The organism is Dongia deserti, from assembly GCF_003574735.1.
GTDB classification, from domain to species: domain Bacteria; phylum Pseudomonadota; class Alphaproteobacteria; order Dongiales; family Dongiaceae; genus Dongia_A; species Dongia_A deserti.
The window spans coordinates 1-1,451 of record NZ_QORW01000049.1 but is presented as its reverse complement, the minus strand read 5'-3'; the positions used below and the strand labels follow the sequence as shown (position 1 = coordinate 1,451).

1 protein-coding gene is annotated in these 1,451 nt (G+C 62.0%); it reads left to right on the top strand.

The window, feature by feature from the left end:
* Positions 1-110: 110 nt before the first annotated feature.
* The coding region (locus DTX69_RS29875) for an IS1182 family transposase (protein WP_119305236.1) at positions 111-1,451 on the top strand (1,341 nt) is incomplete at its 3' end.

The following is a 1,451-nucleotide window of genomic DNA, read 5'->3' as shown; positions in this document are numbered from 1 at the left end:
TGCTTCCGGTCATGACGGCGAATCGCTCCCGCGATTACCCCATGTGTGAAGACCGCGCGCATTCAAGTGATTCGCACGGTATGATTTCTGCGCGAATTGCAGGAGATCGGATGAAGCGCTTCGTTGAAGGGGTCGATCGTGGGCAGAGCACGCTGTTTCCGGAGTGCTTAGAAGACTGGGTCGTCGAGGACAATCCCGTTCGCGTGATCGACGCCTTTGTCGACGCACTCGACCTGGGCGGTCTTGGGTTCAGCGGGGTCGATCCTGAGGCGACCGGTCGGCCTTCCTATCATCCGTCGGTGCTGCTGAAGCTCTACATCTACGGCTATCTCAATCGGATCCAGTCGAGCCGCCGGCTCGAGCGCGAGGCGGGCCGCAACGTCGAGGTGATGTGGCTCACTGGCCGCCTTGTTCCCGATCACAAGACCATTGCCGATTTCCGCAAGGATAATGGCCGCGCCATCCGCCAGGTCTGCACCCGGTTCGTCGCGCTTTGCCGCACGATGGGCTTGTTCACCGAAGCGAGCGTGGCGATCGACGGCAGCAAGTTCAAGGCGGTGAACAACCGCGACAGGAACTTCACGTGCGCCAAGATGCAGCGGCGCATGGAGCAGATCGAGGAGAGCGTCGCGCGCTATCTGCATCAGATGGACAGCGCCGACCGGCAGGAACCGTCGCTGGCGAACACGACAAAGACGACCCGGCTCAAAGAGAAGATCGCGAAGCTAAAGGAGGAGATGCAACGCCTGAAGAGCCTCGAAGCGCAGATGCGGGCAGCGCCGGACCAGCAGATCTCGCTCACCGATCCAGACTCCCGATCGATGGCGACCAGCGGCCGAGGCTCAGGAGTCGTCGGCTATAACGTGCAGGTCGCCGTTGACACCAAACATCATCTGATCGTGGTCCATGACGTGATCAACGTGGGCAACGACCGCGCGCAGCTCGCGCGCATGGCGAAGGAGACGAAAGCCACCCTGGGGGTGGACAACCTCGATGTCGTGGCCGATCGAGGCTACTTCGATAGCGAGGAGATTCTGGCGTGCGAGGAGGCGGGCATCACCGTCACGCTGCCCAAACCCATGACCTCGGGCGCCAAGGCCGAAGGCCGCTTTGGCAAGCAGGACTTTGTCTATGTCGCCGAGGACGATGTGTATCTCTGCCCGGCCGGCGAGCGGTTGACCTATCGGTTCACGAGCGAAGAAGCCGGAAAGCGGATGCGTCGCTATTGGACCACGGCTTGCCTGACCTGTCCGCTCAAGCCAAAGTGCACGACGGGGCGCGAGCGCCGGGTCCCACGGTGGGAGCATGAACATGTCCTCGAGACCGTCCAGCGCCGGCTCGATGAGCACCCGGAGAAGATGCGTCAGCGGCGCGAAACCGTCGAACATCCATTCGGCACGATCAAGGCCCGGATGGGAGCCACCCACTTCTTGATGAAGACCCTGCCGAAG